Below are 22,847 nucleotides of genomic sequence, written 5' to 3' on the forward strand. Positions count from 1 at the left end.
AGCGGTCCGGGCCGGGCGGGGCACAGCCGGGCTGGGCAGAACGCCTGCGGATGGGTAATGTTCAGGCCCGGGGCAGTTCGCCTGCCTACACTATTGTTGCCCCCCATCCCGGGCCTTGATCGAATTCATTGATGAAATCCGCTCCGTTTCTGTTGTTTGCCAGCCTGTTCGCCGCCGGTCCCGTTGCGGCCCAGGCGCAGGACGGTGACCAGCGCAATCGCGTGGTGATCATGGAGAACGTGCGCTACGACTATGCGCAGGTTCTCAATGTCGAGCCGGTCTTCCAGACCCTGCGCGCCACCCGTACCGAAGAGCACTGCGAGCCGGTATCCACCCGCACGCTGGCCCCGGTGCAGGTCAAGGGCGAGGAGGAGAAGGGCGGTTTCCGCCGTTTCTGGGATTCGGTGCGCGGCATCTTCACGCGCGGGGAAGGCGAGGAGGCGGTCGAGGACAGCAGCCAGGTCCATCACCCCGGCGCCAGCGCGCTGCTGACGCCCGAATGCAGGATCGTCGAGGTCGGCCGCGAGTTCCGCCGTCCCATCGCCTACGACGTGGACTACGTCTACAAGGGCATCAAGTTCCGCTCGCGCCTGCCGGAAGATCCGGGCAACCGCCTGAAACTGCGGGTGTCGATCACCCCGGATATCGGCCAGTCGTTCGAAACCACCCCGAGCATCCCCTGATGCTGCGCCGCGGCACTTGCGTGCCGCAGGGCCGCATGCGAGTATTCGGCGCTATGAAGGCGAACAGCTTCCAGCACGAAACCAGCACCGCCCGGATGGCCTCCGGCATGACCTCGCGTGCCCGCCGACCGGAATCCCACATATTCGCTGGGTAAGCCGGAGCTTCGTGCTGTCTGTTCGGAAAACCCAGCCCAGGCTGGGTTTTTTCGTTTTCGCGCCACCAAAAGTTTCAAACGCAATGAGTCGCGCCCCGGCGCATCCAACCGCCGGCAACGGCAACTTCCCGCAGCAAAGGATGGATTGATGTCTCTGAAGCACTTCTTGAACACCCAGGACTGGAGCCGGGCCGACCTTGATGCACTGCTCGCCCAGGCGACGCGGTTCAAGCAGAACAAGCTGGGTGACGAGCTGAAGGGCAAGTCGATCGCCCTGGTGTTCTTCAACCCCTCCATGCGTACCCGCACCAGCTTCGAGCTGGGTGCCTTCCAACTGGGCGGGCATGCCGTGGTGCTGCAGCCGGGCAAGGACGCGTGGCCGATCGAGTTCAACCTGGGCACGGTGATGGACGGTGACACCGAGGAGCACATCGCCGAGGTGGCCAAGGTGCTGGGCCGCTACGTCGACCTGATCGGCGTGCGCGCGTTCCCGAAGTTCGTGGACTGGGCCTACGACCGCCAGGACATCGTGCTCAGGAGCTTCGCCAAGTACTCGCCGGTGCCGGTCATCAACATGGAGACCATCACCCACCCGTGCCAGGAGCTGGCCCACATCCTGGCGCTGCAGGAGCATTTCGGCACCACCGACCTGCGCGGCAAGAAGTACGTGCTGACCTGGACCTACCACCCCAAGCCGCTGAACACGGCGGTCGCCAACTCGGCGCTGACCATCGCCACCCGCATGGGCATGGACGTGACCCTGCTGTGCCCGACCCCGGATTACGTGCTGGACGAGCGCTACATGGGCTGGGCCGAGCAGAACGTAGCCGAGAGCGGCGGTTCGCTGCAGGTCAGCCATGACATCCGCAGCGCCTACGCCGGTGCCGACGTGGTCTACGCCAAGAGCTGGGGCGCGCTGCCGTTCTTCGGCAACTGGGAGCCGGAGAAGCCGATCCGCGACCAGTACAAGCACTTCATCGTTGACGAAGCCAAGATGGCGCTGACCAACAACGGTGTGTTCAGCCATTGCCTGCCGCTGCGCCGCAACGTGAAGGCGACCGACGCTGTCATGGATTCGCCGCAATGTATCGCCATCAATGAAGCCGAGAATCGCCTGCATGTGCAGAAGGCGATCATGGCGGCGTTGGCCGGCAAGTAACGCTTGAGCCCCTCTCCCAAGGGAGAGGGCGTGGGGTGAGGGTAACGCCTTGCTCCAGATGCACCTTCATTCGTTCGCCCCCTTCCCAACCCCTCCCCCGGAGGGAGAGGGGCTTAAAGATCAACAGCAGAGACTTCTTCCCCATGAGCAAAGACATCGTCCTCGCCTTCTCCGGCGGCCTCGACACCAGCTTCTGCGTGCCCTACCTGCAGGAGCGCGGCTACAACGTGCACACCGTGTTCGCCGACACAGGCGGCGTGGATGCCGAAGAGCGTGACTTCATCGAGAAGCGTGCCGCCGAACTGGGCGTCACCAGCCATGTCACCGTCGACGGTGGCCCGGCGATCTGGGAAGGCTTCGTCAAGCCGTTCGTGTGGGCCGGCGAGGCCTACCAGGGCCAGTACCCGCTGCTGGTGTCCGACCGTTACCTGATCGTCGATGCCGCGCTCAAGCGCGCCGCCGAACTGGGCACCAACATCATCGCCCACGGCTGCACCGGCATGGGCAACGACCAGGTGCGCTTCGACCTGGCGGTGAAGGCGCAGGGCGACTACGTGATCGTCGCGCCGATCCGCGAGATCCAGAAGGAGCACACCCAGACCCGCGCCTACGAGCAGAAGTACCTGGAAGAGCGCGGCTTTGGCGTGCGTGCCAAGCAGCAGGCCTACACCATCAACGAGAACCTGCTGGGCCTGACCATGTCCGGCGGCGAGATCGACAAGTGGGAAGCCCCGGGCGAGGGCGCACGCGGCTGGTGCGCACCGCGCAGCGCCTGGCCGATCGAACCGCTGACCGTGACCTTGAAGTTCGTCGAAGGCGTGGCTGTTGAGCTGGACGGCAAGGCACTGCCGGGTGAGCAGATCCTGGCCAAGCTCAACAAGCTGTTCGCGCCCTATGGCGTGGGCCGTGGCGTCTACACCGGCGACACCGTGATCGGCCTGAAGGGCCGCATCGTGTACGAAGCACCGGGCCTGGTCTCGCTGCTGGCCGCGCACCGCGCGCTGGAAGACACCGTGCTGACCAAGCAGCAGAACCGCTTCAAGCCGGAAGTGGCGCGCAAGTGGGTGGAGCTGGTGTACGAAGGCTTCTACCACGACCCGCTCAAGTACGACATAGAGGCGTTCCTGAAGTCCTCCCAGGCCAAGGTGACCGGCGAAGTGGTGCTGGAAACCCGCGGTGGCCGCGTCGACGCGGTGGCGGTGCGTTCGCCATACATCCTCAACGCCAAGGGCGCGACCTACGCGCAGTCGGCGGACTGGGGCGTGGAGGAAGCCGAAGGCTTCATCAAGCTGTTCGGCATGAGCTCGACGCTGTACGCGCAGGTCAATCGCTGAGCCGTTGAAGCCCCTCTCCCGCATGCGGGAGAGGGGTTGGGGTGAGGGGCTTTGGCTTGATGAGATTCAGAAGCACAAAGCGCCCCCATCCGCCCTCCGGGCACCTTCCCCCGCACGCGGTGGAAGGGATGCCTTCGATCACTGACCTGATGACCTGCCGCTGCCCACCATGACGACCTTGCTCGAATCCACCCTGCAGCACCTCGAAGCGCTGGTGTCCTACGACACCCGCAACCCGCCGCGTGCGATCACCACCGGTGGCATCTTCGATTACCTGCGCGACCACTTGCCGGGCTTCAACGTCGAGGTGATCGACCACGGTGCCGGTGCGGTCAGCCTGTACGCGGTGCGTGGCACTCCCCGTTTCCTGTTCAACGTGCATCTGGACACGGTGCCGGATTCCCCGCACTGGAGTGCCAACCCGCACGTGATGCGCCGCCTCGACGACCGCGTGGTCGGCCTGGGCGTGTGCGACATCAAGGGGGCCGCCGCCGCACTGGTGGCCGCCGCCAATGCCAGCGACGGCGACGCCGCGTTCCTGTTCTCCAGCGACGAGGAAGCCAACGACCCGCGTTGCATCGCCGCCTTCCTGGCACGCGGCATCCCTTATGAAGCGGTGCTCGTGGCCGAGCCGACCATGAGCGAGGCGGTGCTGGCGCACCGCGGCATCAGCTCGGTGTTGATGAAGTTCGCCGGCCGCGCCGGGCATGCCTCCGGCAAGCAGGACCCGTCGGCCAGTGCACTGCACCAGGCCATGCGTTGGGGCGGCAAGGCGCTGGACCACATCGAGTCGCTGGCACATGCGCGCTTCGGCGGCCTGACCGGCCTGCGTTTCAACATCGGCCGCGTCGAAGGCGGCATCAAGGCCAACATGATCGCGCCGGAAGCCGAGCTGCGTTTCGGCTTCCGCCCACTGCCGTCGATGGACATCGATGCGCTGCTGGCCACCTTCGCCGGCTTCGCCGAGCCGCAGGCCGCGCATTTCGAGGAAACCTTCCGTGGCCCGAGCCTGCCCTCCGGCGACATCGCCCGGGCCGAGGAACACCGCCTGGCCGCGCGCGACATCGCCGACGAGCTGGGCCTGCCGATCGGCAACGCCGTTGATTTCTGGACCGAGGCCTCGCTGTTCTCGGCCGGCGGTTACACCACGATGGTGTACGGCCCGGGTGACATCGCCCAGGCCCACACCGCCGATGAGTTCGTCACGCTGGAGCAGCTGCAGCGTTACGTCGAATCGGTGCACAGCATCCTGCAACGCGGCGCCTGAGCCGCAGTGGCCCGGCGGCGTGCCGCCGGCTTCCTCCCCCGCGACCGTCGTGGTCGCCTTGTAGACGCAAGCAATGTCCCCTGCCATGCAACCCCATCGCCAGACCCGCCAGACCATCGTCCGCCTGCTTTCGAGCATGGCCAGCGCGAAGGAGATCAGCCAGTACCTGAAGCGTTTCTCGCAGCTGGACGCCAAGCGCTTCGCCGTGGTCAAGGTCGGCGGCGCGGTGCTGCGCGACGACCTGGAGGCGCTGACCTCCTCGCTGTCGTTCCTGCAGGAAGTGGGCCTGACCCCGATCGTGCTGCACGGCGCCGGCCCGCAGCTGGACGCCGAACTGTCGGCGGCCGGCATCGAGAAGCAGACCATCAACGGCCTGCGCGTGACCACGCCCGAAGCGCTGGCGATCGTGCGCAAGGTGTTCCAGCAGTCCAACCTCAAGCTGGTCGAGGCGCTGCAGCAGAACGGTGCGCGTGCCACCTCGATCACCGGTGGCGTATTCGAGGCGCAGTACCTGGATCCGGACACCTACGGCCTGGTCGGCGAGGTGAAGAAGGTCAACCTGGCGCCGATCGAAGCCAGCCTGCGCGCCGGTTCGATCCCAGTGATCACCAGCCTCGGCGAAACCCCGAGCGGGCAGATCCTCAACGTCAACGCCGACTTCGCCGCCAATGAGCTGGTGCAGGAATTGCAGCCGTACAAGATCATCTTCCTGACCGGCACCGGGGGGCTGCTGGACGAGGAGGGCACGCTGATCTCCTCGATCAATCTGTCCACCGAGTACGACCAGCTGATGGCACAGCCGTGGATCCATGGCGGCATGCGGGTCAAGATCGAGCAGATCAAGGATCTGCTGGACAAGTTGCCGGAGGAGTCGTCGGTGTCGATCACGCGCCCGGCCGACCTGGCCAAGGAGCTGTTCACGCACAAGGGCTCGGGCACGCTGGTGCGTCGGGGCGAGAAGGTGCTCAAGGCAACGTCGTGGAGCGAGCTGGATACGGCGCGTTTGAAGACGCTGATCGAATCCAGCTTCGGTCGCAGGCTGGTGCCGGACTACTTCGAGAAGACCCGGCTGTTGCGCGCCTATGTCAGCGAGAACTACCGCACCGCGGTGATCCTCACCGATGAGGCCGAAGGCGTGTACCTGGACAAGTTCGCGGTGCTGGACGACGCACAGGGCGAAGGCCTGGGCCGCGCGGTCTGGAACGTGATGCTGGAGGAAACCCCGCAGCTGTTCTGGCGCTCGCGCAACGGCAATCCGGTCAACCATTTCTACTACGCCGAATCCGACGGCTGCTACAAGCAGGGGCATTGGAAGGTGTTCTGGTTCGGCGCCGATGACTTCGAGGCCATCAAGGGCTACGTGAAGCATTGCGGTGAGCGCAAGGCGAGCCTGCAGGATTGATGCGATGCGGATCGGTTCGGACACCCTCTGGAATACGCCACCGGAACTGAAGGGCCGGCATGCATGGCTGCAGCCGTTGCAGCGGGCGCACGTGCCGGCATTGGAGCTTGCCCTGGGCGACGGTGAACTGTCGCGCTGCTGGTACACCAATGTGCCGGCACCCGAAGCGGTGCAGGGCTACGTCGATGCCGCCCTGGACGTGCAGGCGCAGGGCAAGGTGCTGGCCTTCGTGGTCAAGGACGCCGCCGGTGAGGTGGTGGGCAGCACCCGCTTCTACGCGCTGGAAGCGGACGTGCCGCGCCTGAACATCGGCTACACCTGGTACAACCCGCGCGTGCAGCGCACCGGCCTCAACACCGAGGCCAAGCTGCTGTTGCTGCAGCATGCCTTCCAGGTGATGGGCTGCATCAGCGTGGGCTTCGAGACCAGCTGGTTCAACCAGAACTCGCGTCGGGCCATCGCCCGCCTGGGCGCGAAGCAGGACGGCGTGCTGCGCAGCCACAAGCGCCATTCGGACGGGTCGCGTCGCGATACCGTGGTGTTCTCCATCATCGATACGGAATGGCCGGCGGTGAAAGCCCACCTGCAGTTCCTGCTGGATTCGCATTCATGACTGACAAGAAATTCTCCCTCGGCATCGTCGGCGCGCGTGGCTACACCGGCACCGAACTGATCAAGCTGGTGGCCGGGCACCCGGACATCGAACTGGCGTTCGTGTCCTCGCGCGAGCTGGCCGGGCAGCGCGTGGCCGAGCACAACGACGCCTACACCGGTGAACTGCGCTACGAGAGCCTGGACGCCGACGCAGTCGCCGCCAAGGGCGTGGACGCGGTGGTGCTGGCGTTGCCGAACGGCAAGGCCGAGCCGTTCGTGGCCGCGTTGGATGCAGCCAGGCCGGACACGGTGATCGTCGACCTGTCGGCGGACTATCGCTTCGACAACAACTGGTACTACGGCCTGCCGGAGCTGACCCGCAACCGTTACGACGGGCAGAAGCGGATCAGCAACCCGGGCTGCTATGCCACCGCGATGCAGCTGGCGATCGCGCCGCTGCTGTCGCAGCTGGCCGGGCCGCCGACGTGCTTCGGCGTGTCGGGCTGGTCCGGTGCCGGCACCACGCCCTCGGACAAGAACAACCCCGAGCTGCTGCGCGACAACCTGATGCCGTATGCGTTGACCAACCACGTGCACGAGCGCGAGGTGTCGACCCAGCTCGGTGTGCCGGTGGAGTTCATGCCGCACGTGGCGCCGTATTTCCGTGGCATCACCATGACCGTGAACCTGTGGCTGCAACAGCCGTTCAAGCGCGAGGAGATCGTCGCCCTGTACACGCAGCGCTACGCCGGCGAGCCGTTGGTGGAAGTCGTGGATGAGGCGCCATGGGTGAGCCGCATCGCCGGCACCCATGGCGTGCAGATCGGCGGCTTCACGATGGCGCCGGACAACAAGCGCGTGGTGGTGGTGGCGACCATCGACAACCTGCTCAAGGGCGCGGCGACCCAGGCGCTGCAGAACCTCAACCGCGCGCTGGGCCTGGACGAGCTGACCGCCATCCCGCAGTGACGAGCTTCGCAGGCGCGGCCAAGGCCGCTCCTGCAGACAGCCATAGCAAACCTTTTCGATTCCGAGAAACCACCATGACCAACCTGCTCTGGCAGAAACCCGGCGTCGCGGTCGACGCGAAGATCCAGACCTTCCTGGCCGGCGACGACGTCATCCTCGATCGCGAGTTCTTCCTGCACGATATCCAGGCCAGCGCGGCGCATGCCGAAGGCCTGCAGCACATCGGCATCCTCAGCGCCGACGAGCTGGCCGCGCTCACGCGCGAACTGACGACGCTGGCCGAGGACTTCCGCAGCGGCGCGTTCGTGCTCGACGAGCAGTACGAGGATTGCCACTCGGCGATCGAGGCCCGCCTGACCGAACGCCTGGGTGATGCCGGCCGCAAGATCCACACCGGCCGCAGCCGCAACGACCAGATCCTGGTGGCCACGCGCCTGTGGTTGAAGGAGAAGCTGGCGCGCGTGGCGCAGATCAGCATCGAGGTCGCGCGGGTGGCGCTGGACCGCGCTGCCGCCGAACAGCAGCAGCCGCTGCCGGGCTACACCCACATCCAGCGCGCCGTGGTGTCCTCGGCGGGCATGTGGTGGGCCGGCTGGGCCGAGGCGTTCATCGACAACGCGGTGCGCGCCCGCGATACCCGCGCATTGATCGACACCAACCCGCTGGGTACCGCGGCCGGCTACGGCGTCAACCTGCCGCTGGACCGTGCCCACACCACGCAGGCGCTGCAGTTCGCACGCATGCAGATCAGCCCGATCTACGCCCAGCTCTCGCGCGGCAAATTCGAGCTGGCTGCACTGGAAGCCTTGGGTGGGGCCACGCTGGACCTGCGCCGCATCGCCTGGGACCTGTCGCTGTTCACCACCGGCGAGTTCGCCTTCGTGGCGCTGCCGGCGCAGTACACCACCGGCAGCTCGATCATGCCGAACAAGCGCAACCCGGACGTGATCGAGCTGATGCGCGCCACCCACGCCAGCGTCGCCGCTGCGCGCACCGAGATCGAGCAGTTGCTGTCGCTGCCGTCCGGTTACCAGCGCGACCTGCAGAACTCCAAGGGCGCGATCGTGCACGGCTTTGGTCGTGGCCTGGCGGCGCTGGAACTGCTGCCGGCGTTGTTGTCCAACCTGGACTGGCGGGACGATCACATCCGTGCGGCCATTGATTCGGGCATGTATGCCACCGACGTGGCAGTGGAAGCGGCCGTGGCCGGCGTGCCGTTCCGCGATGCCTACAAGGCCGCGGCGGCGGCGTCGGAAACGGCGGGGCAGGGGCGTACCCCCGAAGGCAGCCTGGCCGCGCGCGTGTCGCCCGGCGCGGCGGCGGACCTGCGTCTGGACGAGCTCAACGCACGCCTGGCGGCGCTGCTGGGCTGAGGTGGACACGGGCGTCGAAGGGCGCCCGTGTTGGTTTGGTCCTGGCTCCGGTTGCGGCTTAAGCCCCTCTCCCGCCTGCGGAAGAGGGGTTGGGGTGAGGGGAAGCTCCTGGCTGGGCAACGTCCAAAGCCTCCCTCATCCGCCCTCCGGGCACCTTCTCCCGCAGGCGGGAGAAGGGACAGCCAAAGCAACAGCCAAAGCCAAAGCCAAAGCCAAAGCAAGTTCCAAGCGAAAGCAATCGTGTCATCTTCGCTTTCGTCGTGGTGTCATGCGCAGCTAAAGGAGAACGCAATGAAGCTCTACCTCGTACTGGCAATGCGCAAGCCGTCATTTGACGATGCAGTGATTGCCCCCCACATCGCTTTCCTCAACGCACTCGACGCGAAAGACCAGCTGTACTTGACCGGCGGCTTCAGCGATGGCACCGGCGGCGCCTATGTCTTGAAGAACATCGAAACTCTGGAGGCCGCCAAGGCCGTCGTCGCCGCCGATCCGTTGGCCCTCCACGGCAGTTCCGAGCTGATCATCCACGAGTGGAATACACGTTGATCCCATGATCCAGACTTCACTTTCACCGTTCACCGAACAAGCGCTGCCGCAGTGGCGCCGGGCCGTGCTCAAGGTCGGCAGCAGCCTGCTCGCCGCCGACGGCGGCGGGCTGACGCCACGCTTCGCGCTGGGCTTGGCGCAGTTCGTCTCGGCCAATGTGCTGGTCGGGCGTGAGGTGGTGATCGTGTCCTCCGGCGCGGTGGCGGCCGGGCGCGCCATCGTGCCGAAGGCGGCAGAAGCCGGTGCGGCGATGGCGGCACGGCAGGCGCTGGCCGCGTTGGGCCAGGCGCAGCTGATCGCGCTGTGGCAGCGCTTCTTCGAACGGCCGGTGGCGCAGGTGCTGCTGACCCACGACGACCTGCGCAACCGCCGGCGCTATCTCAACGCGCGCGCCGCACTCACCGAGTTGCTGGCGCTGGGTGCGCTGCCGGTGGTCAACGAGAACGACACCGTTTCGGTGGATGAACTGAAGCTGGGCGACAACGACAATCTGGCCGCGATCGTGGCCGCGCTGGTGGACGCCGATGCCTTGTTCATCGCCACCGACATCGATGGCCTGTACACCGCCGACCCGCGCGGCAATCCCGATGCGCGGCCGATCAACGAGGTCCTGGAACTGACGCCGGAGGTGCTGGCGATGGCCGGTGGCAGCGGCAGCGCGGTGGGGACCGGTGGCATGCAGACCAAGTTGCAGGCCGCGGCCAAGGCCGGTGCGGCGGGGATCGATACCTTCCTGTTCAACGGCCGGGATGGCGACGTGGTGCGTGGGCTGGCCCAGGGGCGGCTGCGCGGTACCCGCCTGCACGCCGGGCAGTCGCGCATCGCCGCACGCAAGTACTGGCTGCGGCATGCGCCACTGGAACCGGGTGCGATCCTGATCGACGCCGGTGCCGCGCGTGCGTTGCGCGAGAAAGGTGCATCGCTGCTGCCCGGCGGCGTGCTCGGCGCCGAAGGTGAGTTCCGGCGCGGCGACATGGTGGAGGTACGCCTGTTCGACGTACAGGGCCAGCAGAAGGTCGCGCGCGGCGTCAGCCAGTATTCGGCGGTGGACATCCGCCGCATCAGCCAGCACCACACGCGCGAGATCGAATCCATCCTTGGCTACAACTACGGCGACAACGTGGTCCACCGTGATGACATGGTGGTGCTGTGAGTTCGCCCCGCAACCACGGGAACCGTCATGAGTGATATCCGCACCCTGGCCCTGCAATGCCGTGATGCCGCCCTGCAACTGGGCCGTCTCTCCACGCAGGCCCGGGGCGACCTGCTGCAGGCGATGGCGGCGGCACTGGAGGCCGATGCCCCGGCCATCCTGGCGGCCAATGACAAGGACCTGCAGGCCGCGCGCGACAAGGGCGTGGGCACTGCGATGCTCGATCGGTTGGCGTTGAACCCGTCACGCCTGGCCGGTGTGGCCAATGCGCTGCGCGAGGTGGCGGCGCTGCCGGACCCGGTGGGCGAGGTCACCCGCGACTATGTACGCCCCAATGGCATCCGCGTGCAGAAGGTGCGCGTGCCGCTGGGGGTGATCGCGATGATCTACGAGGCGCGCCCGAACGTGACCGCCGATGCGGCGGCGCTGTGCATCAAGGCCGGCAACGGCGTGATCCTGCGTGGCGGTTCGGAGGCGATCCATTCCAACACCGCCATCGCCGCCAGCCTCCGGCGCGCCCTGCGCGAGGCCGGCTTGGCGGAAGCGGCGCTGACCCTGGTCGAGGACCTGCGCCGCGAAACCATGCTGGAACTGCTGCAGCTCAACGACGTCATCGACCTGGCCATCCCGCGCGGTGGCGAGGGCCTGATCCGCTTCGTCGCCGAGCATGCGCGGGTGCCGGTGATCAAGCACTACAAGGGCGTGTGCCATCTGTTCGTCGATGACAGTGCCGATATCGATCTGGCGATCGGCCTGCTGGTCGATGGCAAGGTCTCGCGTCCGGCGGCCTGCAATTCGCTGGAAACACTGCTGGTGCATGAAGCCATCGCCGCGCGCTTCCTGCCGGCGGCGGCGCAGGCGTTGCGCGAGCGCGGGGTGGAGCTGCGGGGGGATGTGGCCACCCGCGCGGTGCTGCCGGACGTGCTGGCCGCCACGGAAGACGACTACGCCGCCGAGTACCTGGACCTGATCCTGGCCATCCGCATCGTGCCGGACCTGCAGGCTGCCATCGCGCATATCCAGCAGTACACCTCCGACCATACCGAGGTGATCGCCACCGGTACGCCCGCACACGGCCAGGCATTCGTGCAGGCATTGCGCTCGGCGGTGGTGATGGTCAACGCCTCCTCACGCTTCTCCGACGGCGGTGAGCTGGGGCTGGGCGCGGAAATCGGCATTTCCACCACGCGCCTGCATTCCTATGGCCCGATGGGCCTGGAAGCACTCACGGTGGAGCGTTTCGTGGTGCAGGGCGAGGGCCAGGTACGGCACCCGTTGGGTTGATACCCGCCGAGGGGGCGCCTTACCAGCGGTCTTCCAGTTGCTGCGGCTTGCAGGCGAACCAGGCGGCGGTCGTCAGCACCACCGAGCAAAGCGCGAGGAAGGCGAACGACCAGGTCCAGCCACCGCTGACGCCGTGCAGCCAGCCGAACAGCAGCGGGCCAAGGCTGGCCAGGCTGTAGCCCACCCCCTGCATGAAGCCGGACAGGGCGGCCGAGCCGGCCTGGGTGCGGGTGCGCAGGTTGATCAGGGTCAGGCCCAGCGGGAACGTGGAAGGGCCCAGGCCGGCGATGATTGCCCACAGCCACGGGGCCTTCATCGGGGCCCAGAGCAGGCCGGCGAAGGCGATCATGTTCAGCACGAACACCATCACCGCGATCGGGAACGGGTTGCGCAGGCGCACCGCCAGCGCAGGCACCAGCAGCGAAGGGGCCAGGCCGATCGCCGAGTACACCGCCACCATCACGCCACCGAAGGCTTCGCTGGCGCCGGCTTCCACCATCACCTTCGGTAGCCAGGTGAACAGGGAATAGGTACCCAGCGAGGTCATGCCGAACATCAGTGCCATGCCCCAGCCCAGCGATGTCTTCCAGACACGCCCCGGCGCGTGGCCGGTGGCTGCCGAGGCGGCTTCGCGGGGCGCCTGCCGGGCGAGCAGGATCCATGGCAGCAGGGCGGCCAGCGACAGCAGCGACCACATGCCCAGCGAGATGCGCCAATCGAAGGCATCGGCCATCGGCACCGCCAGCAGCGCGGGGATCATGGTGCCGGCCTGCAGCACGGTGATGTAGATCGTGCTCAACGTACCAACGCGGTCGGCGAAGTAGCGCTTGACCAGTGGCGGGACCACCACGTTGCCCATGCCCATGCCGGCCAGCGCGATCGCCGAGCCCAGCATCAGCATGCCGATATTGCCGGAGGCGGCGCGCAGCAGCAGGCCCAGCGTGGCCAGCACCATGGTCAGCACGGCGGTGCGTTCCAGGCCGATGGCGCGGGTGATGCGGGGCGTCGCCAGGCCGAAGGCGGCGAAGGCGGCCGTCGGCATCATGCCGAGCACGCCGGTCATGGTGCTGCCGAAGTCGAAGACGTGGCCCAGCCGGTCCAGCAAGGGCGTCAGCGAGGTCACCGCGCTGCGCAGGTTGGCCGAAACCAGCACGATGGCGACGAACGCCAGCAGACGGCCATGCAGCAGCGGGGCCGGGGTGGGGGAGGTGGTGGGCGAAGACATGTCGAACTCCGGCATGGCGGGTCCGGCACCGTGTGGAACCCGCCTAAAACAAAAGCCGGCCAGAGGCCGGCTTTTGTTGAATTGGTCGGGGAGACAGGATTCGAACCTGCGACCTCTACGTCCCGAACGTAGCGCTCTACCAGACTGAGCTACACCCCGAAGGAGCCGCCTATGATAACGGCGTTCCCGCAGTCTTGCAAGTGGTTTTCCCCGGAAGCCAACCGCGCGGGAGGGTTGCTTCCAGTGCGCCCGAAGGCGGCTTGTACATCCACAAAAAAGCCCGGAAAACGTCGCCGTTTTCCAGGCTTCGATGCGACCTTCTGGTCGGGGAGACAGGATTCGAACCTGCGACCTCTACGTCCCGAACGTAGCGCTCTACCAGACTGAGCTACACCCCGTGAAGGAGCCCGGAAAGATACGCTCAGTCCGGGCTCCTGACAATACCTCAGCGCATTTTTTTAACGTTTTGTTTCACTCTTGCGCGCTTCGCGTGCTTCGAACCACATGCCGTTGAGGATCGCAACGGTCGAAGCAAGGCCAGCACCCAGAATCCAGGCGAAATACCACATGTGATGTCTCCTTCCTAAAGCGTGGATGTGGATCAGTAGGCGTTCGGGTTTTCACCCATTTCCGTCAGCGTGGTCTTGCCCTTCAGCACGCGGTACACCCAGGTGGTGTAGCCGATGATGATCGGCAGGAAGATCACCGTGGCCAGCAGCATGATCCACAGCGTCAGATGGCTGGACGATGCGTCCCACAGCGTCAGGCTGGAGCCCGGCTGGCTGGAGGAGGGCAGCAGGAACGGGAAGATGGCGAAGCCGACGGTGAAGATGATGCCGGCGATCGACAGGCCCGAGGCGATGAAGGCCAGGCCGCCACGGCGCTTGCGCAGCAGCACCGCACTGGCCAGTGCACCGAGCAGGCCCACCACCGGTGCCAGGATCGTGGCCGGCATGGCGCTGTAGTTGTGCATCCAGCCACCGGCGGCGGTCAGTTCGGCGGTCTTCAACAGCGGGTTGCTGGCCCCATCGCTGATCACCTGCGAGGTGACCGTATAGCCCGGCAGGCCCAGTGCGACCCAGGCACCGCCGGCGGCGAACAGCACGAAGCTGACGATGGCGGCGATGCTGCCGAAGCGGGCCGAACGATCGGCTACCGGGCCGTCGGTCTTGAGCACCAGCATGGCGGCACCGTGCGAGACCAGCATGGCGACGCTGAGCAGGCCGGCCAGCAGGGCGAACGGGGTCAGCAGGCCGAAGAACGTGCCCGTGTACCAGACGCGCTGGCTGTCATCGAAGTGGTAGGGGACGCCCAGCAGCACGTTGCCCACGGCCACGCCCATGATCAGCGCCGGGACGAAGCCACCGATGAACAGTGCCCAGTCCCAGTTGTTGCGCCAGCGCTGGCTGGGCATCTTGCCACGGTACTTGAAGCCGACCGGGCGCAGGATCAGGGCGAACAGGATGACGAACATCGCCAGGTAGAAGCCGGAGAAGCTCACCGCGTACAGCGGCGGCCAGGCGGCGAAGATCGCGCCGCCACCGAGCACCAGCCACACCTGGTTGCCTTCCCATACCGGGCCGATGGTGTTGATCACCAGGCGGCGTTCCTCGTCGGTCCTGGCCACGAACGGCAGCAGCGCGCCGACGCCCAGGTCAAAACCATCCATCACCGCGAAGCCGATCAGCAGCACGCCCAGCAGCAGCCACCAGATCACGCGTAGCGTCGTGTAGTCCAGAAGAATGAAATCCATGAGTGTTCTCCTGCCTTATGCCTGGCGCGTGGCCGGCGAGGCGGCGTTGTTGGAAGCAGCCGAGGGCTGCAGCGAGGGCAGGATGTCGTCCGGGCCCTTGCGGATGGCCTTCAGCATCAGCTTGATCTCGATGATCATCAGCACCGTGTACAGCGCGGTGAAGCCGGCCAGGGTCATGACGATCTGGTGCAGGGCCAGGCCCGAGGCGGCGTAGAAGGTCGGCAGCACGCCATCCACGGCCCACGGCTGGCGGCCGTACTCGGCGATGAACCAACCGCATTCGATGGCGATCCACGGGGCCGGCAGCGTCCACAGCGCGATCTTCAGGAAGGTGCGCTTGTCCTGGAAGTTGTGGCGGCAGGAGTAGTAGAAGGCCACCGCGAAGAAGGCGATCAGGTAGAAACCCAGGCCGGCCATGATGCGGAAGGTCCAGAACAGCGGGGCCACCGTCGGCACCGTGTCCATCGCGGCCTGCGAGATCTCCTGCGGCGTGGCGTTGAGGATGTCCTCGCGGTAACGCTTGAGCAGCAGGCCGTGGCCCAGGTCCTGCCAATGGCGGTCGAACATCTCACGGGCTTCGACGTCGTTCTTATTGGCGCGGATGCGCTCCAGTGCACCGTAGGCCAGCTGGCCGCCGCGGATGCGGTGCTCGGCGCGCTCGACCAGTTCCAGGATGCCCGGGATCGGCTTGTCCAGCGAACGGGTGGCGATCAGGCCCATCAGATACGGGATCTTGACCGCGTAGTCGTTCTGGTGGGTCTGCTGGTTCGGGATGCCGAAGGCGGTGAAGTCGGCCGGGGCACGCTCGGTCTCCCACATGGCTTCGATCGCGGCCAGCTTCATCTTCTGGTGCTCGTTGGCGGCGTAGCCGCTTTCGTCACCCAGCACCACCACCGACAGCGAGGACAGCAGGCCGAAGGCCGCCGCCACCGCGAACGAGCGGCGGGCGACGTCATGGTGCTTGTTGCGCAGCAGGAAGAAGGCGCTGATCGACATCACGAACACCGCGCCGGTCACGTAGCCGGCCGACACGGTGTGCACGAACTTGGCCTGTGCCACCGGGTTGAACAGAACGGCCATGAAGTCCACGACTTCCATGCGCATCGTTTCCGGGTTGAACACGGCACCCACCGGGTGCTGCATCCAGCCGTTGGCGATCAGGATCCACAGCGCCGACAGGTTGGTGCCCAGCGCCATCAGCCAGGTCACGGTCAGGTGCTGCACCTTGGACAGGCGGCCCCAGCCGAAGAAGAACAGGCCGATGAAGGTGGCTTCCAGGAAGAACGCCATCAGGCCTTCGATGGCCAGCGGCGCGCCGAAGATGTCGCCGACGTAATGGCTGTAGTAGGACCAGTTCATGCCGAACTGGAATTCCATGACGATGCCGGTACCCACGCCCATGGCGAAGTTGATACCGAACAGCACGCCCCAGAACAGGGTCATGCGGCGCCAGACGTCCTTGCCGGTCATGACATAGACGCTCTCCATGATTGCGATCATGAAGGACAGGCCCAGGGTGAGCGGGACGAAAAGGAAGTGGTACATCGCGGTCAGCGCGAACTGCAACCGCGACAGTTCTACGACTGTTGGATCAATCATGGCCTATCTACCTCGTGGGTGGGCGTCATGGGGCTGGAGGGGGTTCTATGGACAGAATGCTCCGGGTTCATGCATTGCCGTGCCTTGATCTGGATCAATGTGACGGTCGTGCGCAACCGCGAAGGTGCGGTTGCCGGCGGACGGGGTGCTGCTTGCTTACAATCAGGCAGATTTCCTTCACCAGAGTTGCCAATCTTGAGCGAAGTTCCACATCCGGGCGAAGCGTTGCGCCAGCAGCGTCGCCAGCATCAGCAATGGCTGGCCTCCCTCGCCGCCGGGGCCCGCCCACGGCAGCGGCTGGCGGCCCTGTCCGTGTGTGCTTCGGGTGCGTTGCTGATCGTGCAGGCCGGGGCCATTGCCTGGTTGATCCAGAGCATAGTAGTGGAGCGCTTGCCCATCGTGCAGGCAGTTCACGTTTTCGGCCTGCTGGCCGCGGTGCTGGTGGCGCGCAGCCTGCTGGGCGGCCTGACCCAGTCCGCCGCCGGAGACGTGGCCGACAGTGCGCGGCTGGCGCTGCGCGAGCAGGTCTACCGGCGGCTGATGGCACGCGGCCCGCTGTGGCAGCGACGCCAGCGCAGCGGCGAGCTGGGCGAGCTGCTGCTGGCCCACGGTGACGCCATCGAGGGCTACTACGCCGGCTTCCAGCCGGTACGGGTGGAAGTGGTGGTGGTGCCGCTGCTGATAGCCGTCGCGGTGGCCTGGGTGGATTGGGTGGTGGCGGTGATCTTCCTGTTCACCGCACCGCTGGTGCCGTTCTTCATGATGCTGGTGGGCTGGGGTGCCGAGGCCGCCGGCCGGGCCCAGCTCGGCGAGCTGGCGCGCATGAGCGGGCATTTCGCCGATCGCATCAAGGGGCTGGGCCTGCTGCGCCTGTACGGGCGCGGGGATGCCGAGTTGCAGGGCATCGCGCAGGCCGCCAACGGGGTGCGCGTGCGGACCATGAAGGTACTGCGGATCGCCTTCCTGTCCTCCACCGTGCTGGAGTTCTTCGCCTCGGTCAGCGTGGCGATGGTGGCCCTGTACCTGGGCCTGAGCTACCTGGGGATGATGTCGCTGCATGCCAGCGTGCCGACCCTGGGTACCGGCATGTTCTGCCTGCTGCTGGCGCCGGAGTTCTACGCCCCGTTGCGGCGGCTGGCCGCGCATTACCACGACCGGGCCAACGCGCTGGCGGCGGCAGCGGAAGTGGAGCGGCTGCTGGCCGAGGACACCCGCCTTGCCCCGGGGCCGGCCGACACCGCGTCCACCGGGCAGGAACCGGCCCAGCGACATGCGCCCTTGTTACGGGTGCAGGGCGCGACACTGTGCCCGCAGGGCAGTGCGCAGGATGTGCTGCGTGGTTTCTCTCTCTCCCTCACCGATGGCCAGCGCGTGGCGCTGGTCGGGCCCAGCGGCAGCGGCAAAAGCACCGTGCTGGAAGCGCTGGCGGGATGGTTGCCGCCCCGCCAGGGCCGGATCGTGCTGCGTGAGGGGGTCAGGGTCGGTTATGCCGGGCAGCGCCCGTACCTTTTCCACGGTTCGATCGCCGACAACCTGCGGCTGGCCGACCCGTCGGTCAGTGACGCGCGGCTGCAGGCCGTGGCGGAGGTGGCGCAGGTGATGCGGTTTGCCCGGGACCTGCCGCAGGGCCTGGACACGGTGATCGGCGAGCGCGGCTTTGGCCTGTCCGGCGGCGAGGCGCGTCGCATCGGCCTGGCCCGGCTGCTGTTGCGAGAGCCGGACCTGCTCCTGCTCGACGAGCCCACTGCGTTCCTTGATCCGCAGACCGAGGCCGACCTGCTGCAGGCCTTGGCTGCACATACGCGGGGGCGCACGGTGTTGATGGCGACCCACAGCGAGGCGGCGATGCGCTGGGCCGACGCGATCATCGACCTGCAGCAGCTGGAGGTGCGTGCATGAGCGGCGATGACATGCGAAGCGTGTTCGGCCGGCAGCGCGGGTGGTTGTTGCTGTCGATCGTGCTGCTGTTCACCACGATGCTGGCCGGGGTGAGCCTGTTGGGGCTTTCCGGCGGCTTCCTGACCGGGGCGGCGCTGGCCGGTGCGCTGGGTATGGGCGCGACCTTCAACTTCTTCTCGCCATCGGCGGGGATCCGCGGGCTGACGATGGCGCGGATCGTGTCGCGCTACTTCGAGAAGCTGGTCGGGCACGAGGCCACCCTGCGCATTGCCCGGGACCTGCGCGTGTGGTTCTTCCGGCGCGCCTTGCCGCTGGCGCCGGCACGCTTGGGCAGCAGCCGTACCGGCGAACTGCTGGCGCGGCTGATGTCCGATATCGGCGAGATGGACGGTTGGGTGGTGCGCGCGCTGGGGCCGCTGCTGGCGCTGGCCGGCATGTGCGTGGCCGCGATCATCGCCGCCGCGTTGATCTACTGGCCGGCGGCATTGTTGTTGCTGGTGCTGGCGGTGCTGGTGGGCGTGGGTGTGCCGCTGCTGGCGGTGCGACGCGGGGATGCCGGCGAGGCGCAACGTGCGCAGAGCCGTGCGACCCTGCGCACGCTCGCCTATGAAGGGTTGGAAGGTGTTGCTGACCTCACCGCGCTGCACGCGCGAGATGCCTGGATCGCACGTGTCGATGCGGCCGCACGCGAAGTGGCCGATCGTGACCGGCGGCGCCGTCGCCGCCTGATCGGCGGCAACGTCCTGCATGCCGTCTTGTCGGGGCTGGGCCTGCTGGCGATGTTGTGGCTGGCGCTGTCCGCCTTCGAGGCCGGGAGGATAGAAGCGCCCTATGCGGCGGCGCTGGTGTTCATGACGGTGGCGTTGCTGGAGGTGGCTGCAGGCAGCGGCATCGCCTGGCAGGCGTGGCAGTCCGCACGCGTGGCCGGAGGACGCCTGCAGCAGATCATCGAGCAGCCACCGTCGGTGCCCGAGGCCGCGACGCCGGCACCGGTGCCGGCCGGTGATGCATCGGTCGTGTTCGAGCAAGTGGTGTTCGCTTGGCCTGGCGAGCGCCGGCGCCTGCTGGACGGCGTGGACCTGCACCTTGCAGCGGGAGACCGCGTGGCGATTCGTGGCGACAGCGGCAGCGGCAAGACCACGTTGTCGGCGTTGCTGCTGCGGCTGTGGGACCCGGGGCAGGGCAGTGTGCGCTACGGCGGCGTGGACCTGCGCCGGTTCGCGCAGGACGATTGGCATCGCCAGATCGCATGGTTGCCGCAGGGCGCGCCGGTGTTCGCCGGCAGCATTGCCGAGAACCTGCGCCTTGGCCGCCCGGATGCCAGCGACGACGCGCTGTGGCAGGTGCTGGAACAGGTCCGCTTGGGCGAATGGGCGCGCCAGCAGGGCGGGTTGCTGGCATGGGTCGGCGAGAACGGTGCGACGATGTCGGCCGGGCAGGCGCGACGCCTGGCGCTGGCCCGCGCGTTGTTGCGCGATGCACCGCTGATGGTGCTCGATGAACCCACCGAAGGCCTGGACGTGGACACCGCGCACGCGCTGTTGACGGACCTGGCCGCGGCCCTGGGTTCGCGCAGCCTGCTGATGATCACGCACGACCGCCTGCCGCCAGGCGTCGTGCACCGGGAGTACCGCCTGCAGCAGGGGCAGTTGCTGGAGTTGGGCCCCGCGCCATAGGAACGACTTCAGCGGCGAAGCTGGCGCTGTGGCAGGTCGTCGAAAGGGCAACCCCTCCTGGGTTACCGGCTACCGTCCACGTAAGGGCGCGATTGCAGGATCAGGATGTCGTTGCCGACCACCGCCCACTCGATGTCCTGCTCGGAGCCGCCCAGGGCTTGCCGGGTTCTGCGGCCAACGGCGGCAAGCCGCGCGACCAATGCGTCGTTCAACACCTGGCGTGAAGCGGGCAGGGCAACCTCGCGTACGCCGCCATTGCGATCGGCGACCAGCTGGGTGTCTTCGGCCGAACGGCTGAGCACCTGCACCGCCCGCGAGCGGCTGGAATACATCACCTGTTCGGCCTGGCGCTTGCCTTCCACCACGCGGATGCCCAGCCCGCGCTTGGCCGAGATGTAGGTGATGTTGCGACGGCCAGCATCGAACGGATCGCGGGTGATCATCACGCCCGAGCTGTCCGAAGGCACGGCCTGCTGCACCAATACCGCCATGACCACCGCGTCCTGCCCCAGCCCTGCCACGCGCCGGGCTTCGTAGGCTTCGAAGTTGTAGACCGACGCCCACACCGTCTGCACCGCCTTGACCAACGCATCGGCGCGCACGACGTTGGGAACGGTCGTGTACAGGCCGGCACCGCTGAAGCCGGGCAGGTCCTCGGAGTTGGACGAGCTGCGCACGAACACGCCGGCGCTCCGCAACTGGCCTTGCCATTGGCTCTGCACGAGCTGGACCAGCGCAGGGTCCGCAGGCGCATTGACGATGGCCTCGCGCAGCTCGGTCAACGCCTGGCGACGGCGTGAGGCGTCGCTGGCGAAGCCCGGGCTTTGCTCCAACGCGGCCAGTCGTTCAGGAATGCGCAGGCGTTGCATGAAGGCCTGGTAGCGCGAGAACGGAATGCAGAAGCCGTCCGGCACACGCGCATCGGGCGGCAGCGCGGCGCGGAGCGTGCCGAGATTGGCGGCCTTCACGCCGCAATGGCGGCTGTCGCCCCGGCGCAGTTCGGCCAATGGCTTGAGCGCACTTACCGACAGGTCCGGTCGCGGCAGGCTGGCGGTTGGGCGCTGCACGGTGCTGGCGGGCGCACGTGCCGGACGCGTGGCTGGGCGCACGCTGTAGTTGGTATTGCTGACCTCCAGCTCCACCCATTGGCCGTCATGGCGGCGCAGCTCGGCCTGTGCGTCGCGGACATACGCATTGGGAATCCGCCACCCCTTGGCCAGCAGGTTGACGTGCGAGAGCAGGGTGGAAGGACGTTGGGTGATCAGCCCGGCTACCGGTGGCAGCGCGATGGGGACCTCATCCAGTACCACGATGTCCTGCGGCGACAGCTCGCCGGCCTGCTCCACCGAACGCACGATGCGCAGGCGGCCCTGCGCGCGACCGGTGTTCAACGGCAGGAAGACCTGCTCACGCAGCAGCGCTTCCTGGGTGATGAACGCGACGCCTGCGGCACGGGCGGCCTGTTCCTGCTGGGTGGAGTTGCTCTTGAACCGGATCGCGTCCTGGAACGTGGCACGGACACGGGCGTCGGCCAGCCGCAGCAGTTCCGGCGTGAGCTGGTCGCCTTCCCAGAATTCATGCACGTAGCCGGGCAGGGCGCGTTGCCAGCTGAGGGTGCCGAACAGGAACCGCCGCCGAGGATCGCGGTACTGCGCTGCCAGCGTGGCCTTGTCCAGCTGGGGCATGAGCTTCTCGCGGCGTACGAAGGTCTCGTGCAGCGGGAAACGCGGCGTGTTGATGTAGTACATGCGATCGCCCTGCTGGCGATCGATCGCGAAGATCAGGTGCGGAATCTCGAGTGGCGTGCCGACGTTGTAGACACGGGCCAGGCGCATGAAGTCCTCGCGGCCATCAATGCGTGACAGGAAGTCCGGTGCCTGCCGTGAGGCGGCGCTGGGAGCCTGTGGGGCATGTTCGTAGGACGAAGGCTTGCGTGCCGTCTGCGCGGACGCCGGTGCAATGCACAGCGCGGTGAGCGTGGCCAGGCCAAGCAGACCGGCACGCAGGCGGGGAAGAAGGGGGCGCAAGGCTCTGTCCATGAGTCCGGTGGAACGCGGCAAACGGCGGCCATGATACGACGGCACCGTGAAGAGGTCCCGTTCCGATGGCATGGCGCCGGGGAGCCGGCTCAGTGGACGCGCGTGAAGCGGCCGGACGCCAGCAGGTAGAGCACCGCGCAATGGATGAGCACGGTCAGCCAGAACGCGACCTGGAAGGACCGCTTGCGGTGCTTGTGGTGGAACAACCCCTGCGCCATCAGCGCACCGGGCCAGCCACCCAGTAGTGACACCAGGTGCAGGGTGTTTTCAGGGGTGCGCCGGCGGCCCTGCTGCGCGGCGGCCTTGTCCAGCGCGTACAGCAACAGGGCGACCAGGCTGAGGCTGACGATGACCAGCGCGGACCATGCCGGTATCCATTCCAGCCACCCGCACACTGCGAGCGACAGCAGGGCCGAAAGACCCAGCGCGATACGTGGCAGGTGGCGTGCGTGGCGGCCGGGCGTGGTGGATCTTCCCCTGGATGCGGGCATATTGCGGCCGCGGGCGCCCGCCGTGTCGGCCAGGCGCACGGCGGTGGCATTGAGGCGGTTGCGTTCATCCTTGCGCACCGCGTAGCTGATCAGCGCGCCGTTGGAGGGGCGCTGCCCGCGTTGGTCGAACGCCTTGATGTGGACGAAGGCGCGTTCGCCGCCACCGTTGGGGGTGACGAAACCGAAGCCCTTGTCGTCGTTCCAATCCTGCAGTCGTCCCTGGTAGCGCATCGTCGGCGTGGT

At 67.0% G+C, this 22,847-nt stretch carries 19 protein-coding genes and 2 tRNA genes; 13 read left to right on the top strand and 8 right to left on the bottom strand.

The features are described from left to right. Nucleotides 1-131: 131 nt before the first annotated feature. From ATCM_RS04195 to ATCM_RS04245, 11 genes are all read left to right on the top strand, one after another. On the top strand, nt 132-683 hold the full coding sequence (locus ATCM_RS04195) for a hypothetical protein (protein WP_132862999.1): 552 nt from the start codon (nt 132-134) through the stop codon (nt 681-683). Nucleotides 684-986: 303 nt separating this feature from the next. Further along, a complete protein-coding gene (locus tag ATCM_RS04200) occupies nt 987-1,997 on the top strand; it encodes an N-acetylornithine carbamoyltransferase (RefSeq protein WP_132863000.1) in 1,011 nt (336 codons plus the stop codon). 143 nt (nt 1,998-2,140) lie between these two features. Further along, on the top strand, nt 2,141-3,331 hold the full coding sequence (locus ATCM_RS04205; RefSeq protein ID WP_132863001.1) for an argininosuccinate synthase: 1,191 nt from the start codon (nt 2,141-2,143) through the stop codon (nt 3,329-3,331). A 169-nt stretch (nt 3,332-3,500) separates the two neighbouring features. After that, nucleotides 3,501-4,598, top strand: coding sequence for an acetylornithine deacetylase (locus tag ATCM_RS04210; RefSeq protein WP_132863002.1), 1,098 nt, complete (start codon nt 3,501-3,503; stop codon nt 4,596-4,598). Nucleotides 4,599-4,671: 73 nt separating this feature from the next. Then, nucleotides 4,672-6,000, top strand: coding sequence for an acetylglutamate kinase (locus ATCM_RS04215; RefSeq protein ID WP_132863003.1), 1,329 nt, complete (start codon nt 4,672-4,674; stop codon nt 5,998-6,000). A 4-nt stretch (nt 6,001-6,004) separates the two neighbouring features. Further along, nucleotides 6,005-6,613, top strand: coding sequence for a GNAT family N-acetyltransferase (locus ATCM_RS04220; RefSeq protein ID WP_132863004.1), 609 nt, complete (start codon nt 6,005-6,007; stop codon nt 6,611-6,613). Beyond that, nucleotides 6,610-7,563: an N-acetyl-gamma-glutamyl-phosphate reductase gene (gene argC / locus ATCM_RS04225; protein ID WP_132863005.1), complete on the top strand. Its 954-nt coding sequence runs from the start codon at nt 6,610-6,612 to the stop codon at nt 7,561-7,563. Before ATCM_RS04220 ends, argC begins: the two co-directional genes overlap by 4 nt. Before the next feature lie 74 nt (nt 7,564-7,637). Further along, the gene (locus ATCM_RS04230) at nt 7,638-8,936 is read left to right on the top strand and encodes an argininosuccinate lyase (RefSeq protein ID WP_132863006.1); all 1,299 of its coding nucleotides are present in this window, start codon (nt 7,638-7,640) and stop codon (nt 8,934-8,936) included. A 291-nt stretch (nt 8,937-9,227) separates the two neighbouring features. Then, the gene (locus ATCM_RS04235) at nt 9,228-9,485 is read left to right on the top strand and encodes a YciI family protein (protein ID WP_132863007.1); all 258 of its coding nucleotides are present in this window, start codon (nt 9,228-9,230) and stop codon (nt 9,483-9,485) included. Between the two features lie 4 nt (nt 9,486-9,489). Then, nucleotides 9,490-10,638 carry a glutamate 5-kinase gene (gene proB, locus ATCM_RS04240; protein ID WP_132863008.1) on the top strand — a complete coding sequence of 383 codons (1,149 nt, stop codon included), beginning with the start codon at nt 9,490-9,492 and terminating at the stop codon, nt 10,636-10,638. A gap of 27 nt (nt 10,639-10,665) precedes the next feature. Then, nucleotides 10,666-11,922: a glutamate-5-semialdehyde dehydrogenase gene (locus ATCM_RS04245; protein ID WP_132863009.1), complete on the top strand. Its 1,257-nt coding sequence runs from the start codon at nt 10,666-10,668 to the stop codon at nt 11,920-11,922. Nucleotides 11,923-11,941: 19 nt separating this feature from the next. Here ATCM_RS04245 and ATCM_RS04250 read toward each other — a convergent pair whose 3' ends face one another. The 6 genes from ATCM_RS04250 to ATCM_RS04275 form a co-directional block, all read right to left on the bottom strand. After that, nucleotides 11,942-13,147 carry an MFS transporter gene (locus ATCM_RS04250; protein ID WP_165931119.1) on the bottom strand — a complete coding sequence of 402 codons (1,206 nt, stop codon included), beginning with the start codon at nt 13,145-13,147 and terminating at the stop codon, nt 11,942-11,944. A gap of 82 nt (nt 13,148-13,229) precedes the next feature. Next, nucleotides 13,230-13,306 (bottom strand) — tRNA-Pro (locus ATCM_RS04255). A gap of 162 nt (nt 13,307-13,468) precedes the next feature. Beyond that, nucleotides 13,469-13,545: transfer RNA gene (locus ATCM_RS04260), tRNA-Pro, on the bottom strand. 60 nt (nt 13,546-13,605) lie between these two features. Then, entirely contained in the window at nt 13,606-13,716 is a 111-nt protein-coding gene (cydX, locus tag ATCM_RS04265) for a cytochrome bd-I oxidase subunit CydX (protein WP_132863011.1), read from the bottom strand. 32 nt (nt 13,717-13,748) lie between these two features. Then, entirely contained in the window at nt 13,749-14,900 is a 1,152-nt protein-coding gene (cydB, locus tag ATCM_RS04270; protein WP_132863012.1) for a cytochrome d ubiquinol oxidase subunit II, read from the bottom strand. A 15-nt stretch (nt 14,901-14,915) separates the two neighbouring features. Beyond that, a complete protein-coding gene (locus ATCM_RS04275) occupies nt 14,916-16,499 on the bottom strand; it encodes a cytochrome ubiquinol oxidase subunit I (protein ID WP_132863013.1) in 1,584 nt (527 codons plus the stop codon). Between the two features lie 195 nt (nt 16,500-16,694). On the opposite strand from ATCM_RS04275, the gene cydD reads away from it, so the two are divergent. Both cydD and cydC read left to right on the top strand, forming a co-directional pair. Further along, the gene (gene cydD / locus ATCM_RS04280; protein ID WP_243693950.1) at nt 16,695-18,398 is read left to right on the top strand and encodes a thiol reductant ABC exporter subunit CydD; all 1,704 of its coding nucleotides are present in this window, start codon (nt 16,695-16,697) and stop codon (nt 18,396-18,398) included. After that, nucleotides 18,395-20,074: a thiol reductant ABC exporter subunit CydC gene (gene cydC / locus ATCM_RS04285; RefSeq protein ID WP_132863015.1), complete on the top strand. Its 1,680-nt coding sequence runs from the start codon at nt 18,395-18,397 to the stop codon at nt 20,072-20,074. The genes cydD and cydC overlap by 4 nt, the downstream gene beginning before the upstream one ends. 62 nt (nt 20,075-20,136) lie before the next feature. Here the strand turns inward: cydC and ATCM_RS04290 are convergent, their stop codons facing one another. Together ATCM_RS04290 and ATCM_RS04295 are read right to left on the bottom strand one after the other, a co-directional pair. After that, entirely contained in the window at nt 20,137-22,101 is a 1,965-nt protein-coding gene (locus ATCM_RS04290; protein WP_243693951.1) for a PEP/pyruvate-binding domain-containing protein, read from the bottom strand. A 101-nt stretch (nt 22,102-22,202) separates the two neighbouring features. Then, a complete protein-coding gene (locus ATCM_RS04295; protein ID WP_132863017.1) occupies nt 22,203-22,835 on the bottom strand; it encodes a DUF1294 domain-containing protein in 633 nt (210 codons plus the stop codon). Nucleotides 22,836-22,847 lie beyond the last annotated feature (12 nt).

The sequence above is a fragment of the Stenotrophomonas sp. ATCM1_4 genome, from assembly GCF_004348115.1.
Classification (GTDB): Bacteria; Pseudomonadota; Gammaproteobacteria; order Xanthomonadales; family Xanthomonadaceae; genus Stenotrophomonas; species Stenotrophomonas capsici.